Genomic DNA, 6,997 nt, shown 5'->3' with positions numbered 1-6,997 from the left:
ACACTAACCAAAACAGTCCGCTGTTGAGTTCTCAAAGAACACACCCACACCATCACCCCGACCCCTTATCAGGACCGCAGCTCCGGGGAGCATTTCCTCGTTTTCGCTTTCGTGTTTACCACTGTAGAGCATCGTGTTTTCCCGTGTCAAACCGGGGGGGTTCGCTTTCTCAACCGACCCAATTCGTTATCTTTCGGGACCACTTGGCTCTTCAGTTATCAACACGCGTAAGCGTTTCGCTTTATCAAGTCTTGCCTTTCGGGCTCGCCCACTCTACCACTCAGTCGTGGGAGCTTGGTTCGCGACCCCGCGTCAGGCTCGGCCCGGTTTTCCCGGCCCGTGTCGCGCTGACTTGGATAAATTTACACACCCCCGAAACACCCCTTGCAACCACCCCCCTTTAAACGCCTTGGAGGCTCATCAACAGGCCGTTCGTCTGCGAAAACAGGCTTGTCGCCACTCTCCATGCGCCTTCTCAGAGGACCAGCGACAGGAGACGGGAACTCAGGGACTTTCCGTGGGTGTCGAGGGCCAGCGATGTAGTCACCCCGCCGTCGAGCGCTTGACGGCAGGTGAACTGCAGCCCGCACAGGTTCGGGAGTTCGTAGCGCAGCACCTCGCCCCGGATGTGACCGGCGAGGTGTTCTCGGACCCGTTCCGCCGTGACCTCCCGGACCAAGAGGAGGAAGTCGTCGTCGCGATAGGGGAACAGCGACAGCGTCGAGGTGTCCCCCTTGTCGCCGGCCCGGCAATGGGCGATTTCATGCAGCAGCATCGTCGGCCTCCAGCACCGTCACCCGCGTCTCGACGTCCGACCGGGGAATGAGCGCCGACACGATGCCGATCACCTCGCGGACCTCGGCGCGAACACCGCCGCCGCCCGCCGGCCCGTTCGTGTAGAGCGCTTCGACCTCGTGGCACACGACGTCGGCCGCCGTCGGATCCGGTGCCATCGCCGCCACCCGCAGGCGGCACTCATCCGTCGGCTCGCCTGAGTCCTCGAGCGCGCCGAGGACTTCCGCTCTGATGCGCAGTCCGGTGCCGCGCAGCCTGGTGGTGACCACATCCGCTGCCAACCGCGCCCGGCCGGCGGCGTTCGGCCCCGCATAGCTGATGCCGCACTCCGCTCGGTACCCGGCGCGGTAGCCGACGCTCACCTTCAACTCGGCCGGGCGGGCCTGACCGGCGGCGCCGCTGATGCGGACCCGGTCGGCGCCGGTCTGCTCCGCGCGCACCGGGCGGAAGTCCAGCACCACGTCGGGAGTGCGGTAGCCGGTCGGGTCGGTCACCTCGTAGAGCAGCTGCTCGCGCACCGTCGCCGTGGAGACGACGCCTCCGGTGCCCGCGAGCTTGCCGATGGTCGCAGTGCCGTCCGATGCCACTTCCGCGAACGGGAACCCCAGCTCCGCCAGGTCCGGCACGTCCTTCACCCCGGGGTCGGCGAAGTAGCCGCCGGTCACCTGCCCCGCGCACTCCAGGACGTGCCCGACGAGCGTCCCCGCCGCGATCCGCGGCCAGTCGTCGAGCTCCCAGCCCAGCCGGTGCGCCAGCGGCGCGACGAACAGCGACGGATCAGCGACCCGACCGGTCAGCACCACGTTCGCCCCGGTGTCCAGCGCCGGAAGCAGCGCGTCCGCGCCCAGGTAGGCGTTCGCGGAGACGACCGCGCCGTGGTCGGCGAGCGGGACCCCGTCCTCCAGCGCCGGAAGCCGCAGGTCGAGCCGGTCCAGCACGTCGTCCCCGGTGACCACTGCGATCTTGCCGCGCACGCCCAGGTCCACCAGCAGGTCACGGGTGACCTCACCCGCCGCCAAGGGATTCGCCGCGCCCATGTTCGTCACCACCCGCACGCCGTGCGCGCCGGCGATCGGCAGCAGCCGCTCGAAGCGCGCACGCAACCGCGGGTCGTAGCCGACCGCCGGGTCGCGCAGCTTCCGCTGCTGGCCGAGCGCGATGGTGCGTTCTGCCAGGCATTCCAGGACCAGGTCGTCCAGGCCGGCCCGCGCCGCGAGGTCCACCGCCGGTCCGATCCGGTCGCCGGCGAACCCGGCTCCGCTGCCGATGCGCATCACAGCACCCCCGTGACCAGCGCGACCGCGGTCATCACCAGCGTCGTGCCGAACGCCCACTTGAAGATGAACCGCTGGTGGTCGCCGAGGTCGACCTTGCTCATCCCGAGCAGGATGAACGTCGAGGCGGTCAGCGGGCTGAGCGGGAAACCGGTGGTCATCTGGCCGAGGATCGCGGCCCGCCCGATGGCGGCCGGATCGCCGCCGAGCGCCGCGGTGGTCTCGGCGAGCACCGGTACCACGCCGTAGTAGTACGCGTCCGGGGTGAACACCAGGCTGAACGGCATGCTGGTGATCGCGGTCGCCACCGGCAGCAGCCCGGCGGCGGAGTCCGGGATGACCGACACCAGGCTCTCGGCCATCGCCTTGATCATCCCGGTGCCGGTCATGATCCCGGTGAACACTCCGGCGGCGAAGATCACCGCGACGACCAGCACCACGTTGTACGCGTGCTTGGTCAGCAGTTCTTGCTGGCCCTGCCAGGACGGCCGGTTGATCAGCAGCGCCGCCAGGAAGGCCAGCAGGAAGAGCACTTCCAGGTCCGCGAGCTGGGCGAGCAGGCACACGACGAGCACCAGCGTCAGGGCCGCGTTGGTCCAGTACCGCACCCGGTCGGCCCCGGTCGGACGGGCGCGGTCCGCGACCGCCACCTCGATGACGCCGAGCCGCTTCCGCTCCGCACGGCCGATCAGGTAGGCCGCCAGCAGCACCCAGAGGATTCCGGCCAGCATCGCGGGGAGCACCGGGAGGAACAGCTGGCTGCTGTCCAGCTTCAGCGCGGCCATCGCCCGTGCCGTGGGGCCACCCCACGGCACCATGTTCATCACGCCCGCGGCCAGGCAGATCACGCCCGCCAGCACGATGCGCCGCATGCCCAACCGCTGGTAGATCGGCAGCAGCGCGGACACCGCGATGAGGAACGTCGACGCGCCGTCGCCGTCGAGCGCGACGAGCAGCGTGAGCAGCGCCGTGCCCAGCGTGATCTTCAGCGGGTCGCCCTTGGCCCAGCGCAGGATGCGGGTCACCGCCGGGTCGAACAGCCCGGCGTCGACCATCAGGCTGAAGTAGAGCACCGCGAACGTGATCATGATGGCCACCGGTGCGACGGTGATCAGGCCGTCGGCGATCAGCGAGCCGAGCCGGCCGCCGAAGCCGCTCGCCACCGCGGCGGCGATGGGCACCAGGGTCAGTGCGAAGAGCACCGAAACGCGTCGGGACAGCACCAGGGCCAGGAAGACCCCGATGGTCAGGAACCCACTCGCGGCGAGCATGCAGCACCTCCGTTGCCGAACGGACGTACTGTGATCCGCGTCGCTCATGCACGTCAAGCAAGGGTTACTGATAGATTAATGCGCTGTGGGCATGGATCTGACGCTTCAGCAGCTCCGGCTGGTGCTCGCCGTGCACGACGCCGGCAGCTTCACGCTCGCCGGCGATCAGCTCCACCTGGCGCAGTCGTCGATGAGCCGCACCGTCCGCGAGGTGGAGCGCAAGCTCGGCATCACGCTGTTCGAACGCACCACGCGGAACCTGGTCATCACGCCGGAGGGCAGCGAGTTCTGCCGGGTGGCGCGGCGCGTGGTCGAGTCCTTCGACGCCGGGATCAACCACTTCGAGGGGTTCCTGGCCGGCAGCCGCGGCCGGGTGCGGATCGCGGCGCTGCCGTCGCTGGCGGCGATCCTGCTGCCGCCCGTGGCCTCCGCCTACCGGGCGGCGCACCCCGAGGTCGAACTGTCCATTGAGGACGGCATGTCGGACGAGGTGCTGCAGCGGGTCCGTAGCGGCGCGGTCGACCTGGCCGTCACAGTGGTGCCCGAACCGCTGCCGGACCTGCAGGTCCATCCGATCGCGACCGACCGGTTCTGCTGCGTTTTCCCGCCGTCGCACCGGTTTTCCGAACGCCAGCGGCTCGACTGGGCGGACCTCGCCGACCAGCCGCACATCGCCTTCGACCCGACCAGCAGCATCCGGCAGCACGCCGAACGCGCCTTCGCCGCCGCGCGGGTGAGCCCGGACGTCGTGCTGGAATCGCGGAACATCACCACCGTCGCGGGGCTGGTGGCGGCCGGGCTCGGCGTAGCGGTGATGCCCGGGTTGGTGCTGCCGCTGGTCCAGTTCGCCGGGCTCGAACACCGGGCGCTCGGCGGCCCCGAAGTCCGCCGCCGCATCGCCGTGGTCCGCGACCCGCACCGCCCGCTCGCCGCGGCATCGGAAGCGTTCATGACCGCGATCGGCCAGGGCCAGCACTCAGCCGAGGCCGCGCCGCCGGAGACGATCTGGCTCTGAAGCCGCGAGGGATCAGGAGGGCTTGACCGCGCGGTGGACGGCGACGACACCGCTGGTGAGGTTGCGCCACTGCACGCCGCTCCAGCCGCTCTCGGCGATCAGCTCCGCCAGCGCGCGCTGGTCCGGCCACTCGCGGATGGACTCCGCGAGGTAGACGTAGGCGTCCGGGTTGGACGACACCGCTCGGGCGATCGGCGGCAGGGCCCGCATCAGGTAGTTCATGTAGATCGTCCGGAACGGCTGCCAGGTGGGTGTCGAGAACTCGCACACCACCAGCCGACCGCCGGGACGCACCACCCGCAGCATCTCCCGCAGGCCGGCGGCCGTGTCGACCAGGTTCCGCAGCCCGAACGAGATCGTCGCGGCGTCGAAGGATTCGTCGGCGAACGGCAGCCGGAGCGCGTCGGCCGCGACCATCGGCACGCCTCGATCCCGGCCGACCGACAGCATGCCCAGCGAGAAGTCCGCGGCCACGCACCACGCGCCGGAACGGGCGAACTCCACCGTCGACACGCCGCTGCCCGCCGCCAGGTCGAGCACCCGCTCGCCCGGCTTCGGAGCCAGAGCCCGCCGGGTCACTTCCCGCCAGCGCCGGTCCTGTCCGAAGGACAGCACCGTGTTGGTCAGGTCGTACCTGCGCGCGACGCCGTCGAACATCGCGGCGACCTCGTGAGGCTTCTTGTCCAAACCGGCCCGAGACACACCCGAAGAGTACGTGGCGGGATCAGCGAGATCACCAGCACGCCCATGTAGTCCGCATTGCGGAATTCCTATTCCATCCCCCTTCCCTCGATGCCTGGCCACGCTCAGGAACCGGACCGCAACTCGATTCGCAGGCACTCCCTGAACTGCCCTGTCTTCTCGGGGTGCGGCTCCCGCCGCCCCACCGGACGGAATCCGACGCGCTCGTAGAAACGCCGGGCAGCCGAGTTCCCGTCGAAGACCCACAACGCCACGGAGGTCGCACCCCTGCTCCGCGACCACGCCAAGACCGCATCGACCAGGACTTCCGCGACGCCCTCGCCCCGCCACGCCCGGTCGACCCACATCGCCTCGAGCCGGTACTCCGCCCGGGTCGGCGTCGGCACCGCCGAGACGACACCCACGGCCTCCTGCCCAGCCCAGGCCACGAACCACGGGCCGCGGGCGAGCCGCTCCCGCCAGAACGCCATCGGCCGCGCCCGCTCACCATCCAAAGTGGATCCGAACGCGACGGGGTCCGCCGCGAGCGCACGCAGTCGCACCTCCCGCAAGGCGGCCAGCTCGCCGTCGACCACCTGACGCACGGAGATCACGACACTCATGATGAACGGGAGAAGCGTTGTGGCGCAACGGATTTATTGCACCGGGCGATGGGTTCGCCGACGATCCGGCCCGTCAGGCGGCCAAGGGCTCCACGCGCGTCGCAACCTCGGAGTAGTGCCCGATCAGCTGCTGGCACAGCGCGGGCCAAGTCCGCCCAGCGACGGCGACACGCGCTGCCTCGCCGAACCCCGCCCGCAGCTCCGGATCGCGCAACTCCGCGACGGCGGCGCGCAGCGCATCCGCGTGCACAGCAGGATCTTCGGCCGGCAGCAGGTAACCCGTGCGGCCGTGGTCGACGAGATCCCGGGGCCCGCCGGCATCCGGGGCGACAACCGGCACGCCCGAAGCCATCGCCTCCTGAACCGCCTGGCAGAACGTCTCGTGCGGCCCGGTGTGCACGAAAACGTCCAGGCTCGCGTAGATCCGTGCCAGCTCGTCGCCGGTCCGCTGCCCGAGGAAAGCCGCACCCGGCAGCGCCGCACCGAGGTTCTGGCGTTCCGGACCGTCACCCACGACGACGAGCCGCACGCCCGGCATTCCGCCCAGCGCCGCCAGCCGCTCGATGCGCTTCTCCGGCGCCAACCGCCCGACGTACCCGACGAGCAGCTCGCCGTTCGGCGCCAACTCGCGGTGCAGATCCGGATCCCGGCGATGCGGCGAGAACCGGTCGGTGTCCACGCCCCGCCCCCACCGGTGAACGCGCGGAACTCCGTGCTCCCGCAACGTTTCCACGGCCCACGTCGACGGGGCCAACGTCCGGTCGGCGGCACCGTGCAGGCGGCGGATCCAGCGCCACGCGGCGCGGGCGGTCAGGCCCAGGCCGTACGACTCGGCGAAGCCCGCGACATCGGTCTGGTAAACGGCAACGGTCGGGACGCCGATCCGCCTGGCAGCAGCCAGGCCGCGCGCCCCGACGATGAACGGCGACGCCAGATGCACTACATCCGGGCGGAATTCCTGCAACCCGCGCAGCAACCGGCGCGTCGGGAAGCCGATCGGCAACGATGAGACCAGCGGCAGGTCCATCGCGGGCAGCCGGATCACCGGGAAACCCGCGTACTCCTCCGGGCCCGCTCCCGGCGCGATCACCAGCGCCGCATCACCCCGTCGCCGCAAGTGCTCCAGCACTCGCAGCACGGAATTCGTCACCCCGTTGATTTGCGGCAGGAAGCTCTCGGTCACGATCGCTATGCGCACGCGGCACACCGTGACGGCCCGGACCGGCGAACAGTCGACCGCAACGTGACGGCACCGCCAACGCCAACCGAAGAGCACGCCAACTCGCCGACCGGACCACTCGCCGCGTGCGGCAACTCGCAATCGTGACCTGTAACTCC

7 protein-coding genes are annotated in these 6,997 nt (G+C 70.0%); 1 reads left to right on the top strand and 6 read right to left on the bottom strand.

Annotated elements, in window-relative coordinates:
• Positions 1-475 precede the first annotated feature (475 nt).
• The 3 genes from AB0H93_RS27415 to AB0H93_RS27405 are packed head-to-tail and all read right to left on the bottom strand — an operon-like array spanning position 476 to position 3,340.
• Positions 476-775, bottom strand: coding sequence for a hypothetical protein (locus AB0H93_RS27415; RefSeq protein WP_358576167.1), 300 nt, complete (start codon positions 773-775; stop codon positions 476-478).
• Positions 762-2,069, bottom strand: a complete 1,308-nt coding sequence (locus AB0H93_RS27410) for an acyclic terpene utilization AtuA family protein (protein WP_358576165.1) — start codon at positions 2,067-2,069, stop codon at positions 762-764. Before AB0H93_RS27410 ends, AB0H93_RS27415 begins: the two co-directional genes overlap by 14 nt.
• Complete coding sequence (locus tag AB0H93_RS27405; RefSeq protein ID WP_358576164.1) at positions 2,069-3,340, bottom strand: citrate:proton symporter; 1,272 nt, start codon at positions 3,338-3,340, stop codon at positions 2,069-2,071. The genes AB0H93_RS27410 and AB0H93_RS27405 overlap by 1 nt, the downstream gene beginning before the upstream one ends.
• A 91-nt stretch (positions 3,341-3,431) precedes the next feature.
• Between AB0H93_RS27405 and AB0H93_RS27400 the strand changes: the two genes are divergently transcribed.
• Positions 3,432-4,355 carry a LysR family transcriptional regulator gene (locus AB0H93_RS27400; protein WP_358576163.1) on the top strand — a complete coding sequence of 308 codons (924 nt, stop codon included), beginning with the start codon at positions 3,432-3,434 and terminating at the stop codon, positions 4,353-4,355.
• Positions 4,356-4,367: 12 nt separating this feature from the next.
• Here the strand turns inward: AB0H93_RS27400 and AB0H93_RS27395 are convergent, their stop codons facing one another.
• The 3 genes from AB0H93_RS27395 to AB0H93_RS27385 all read right to left on the bottom strand — a co-directional run bounded on the left by AB0H93_RS27395 (position 4,368) and on the right by AB0H93_RS27385 (position 6,857).
• On the bottom strand, positions 4,368-5,057 hold the full coding sequence (locus AB0H93_RS27395) for a demethylmenaquinone methyltransferase (protein WP_132492356.1): 690 nt from the start codon (positions 5,055-5,057) through the stop codon (positions 4,368-4,370).
• 104 nt (positions 5,058-5,161) lie between these two features.
• Positions 5,162-5,650, bottom strand: coding sequence for a GNAT family N-acetyltransferase (locus AB0H93_RS27390; protein WP_358576162.1), 489 nt, complete (start codon positions 5,648-5,650; stop codon positions 5,162-5,164).
• Positions 5,651-5,732: 82 nt separating this feature from the next.
• Positions 5,733-6,857 (bottom strand): glycosyltransferase family 1 protein, encoded by a 1,125-nt coding sequence (locus AB0H93_RS27385; protein ID WP_358576161.1) that lies wholly within the window; start codon positions 6,855-6,857, stop codon positions 5,733-5,735.
• Positions 6,858-6,997 lie beyond the last annotated feature (140 nt).

Origin of the sequence: Saccharopolyspora sp. NPDC050642 (assembly GCF_040654735.1) — a bacterium.
Lineage (GTDB): Bacteria > Actinomycetota > Actinomycetes > Mycobacteriales > Pseudonocardiaceae > Saccharopolyspora > Saccharopolyspora elongata.
This window is presented reverse-complemented; position numbering and strand designations above follow the sequence as displayed.

What these genes read in the sequence shown, in the direction of transcription:
- AB0H93_RS27415 (WP_358576167.1), bottom strand. Translation starts at nt 775, where the DNA reads ATGCTGCTGCATGAAATCGCCCATTGCCGGGCCGGCGACAAGGGGGAC.
- AB0H93_RS27410 (WP_358576165.1), bottom strand. Translation starts at nt 2,069, where the DNA reads ATGCGCATCGGCAGCGGAGCCGGGTTCGCCGGCGACCGGATCGGACCG.
- AB0H93_RS27405 (WP_358576164.1), bottom strand. Translation starts at nt 3,340, where the DNA reads ATGCTCGCCGCGAGTGGGTTCCTGACCATCGGGGTCTTCCTGGCCCTG.
- AB0H93_RS27400 (WP_358576163.1), top strand. Translation starts at nt 3,432, where the DNA reads ATGGATCTGACGCTTCAGCAGCTCCGGCTGGTGCTCGCCGTGCACGAC.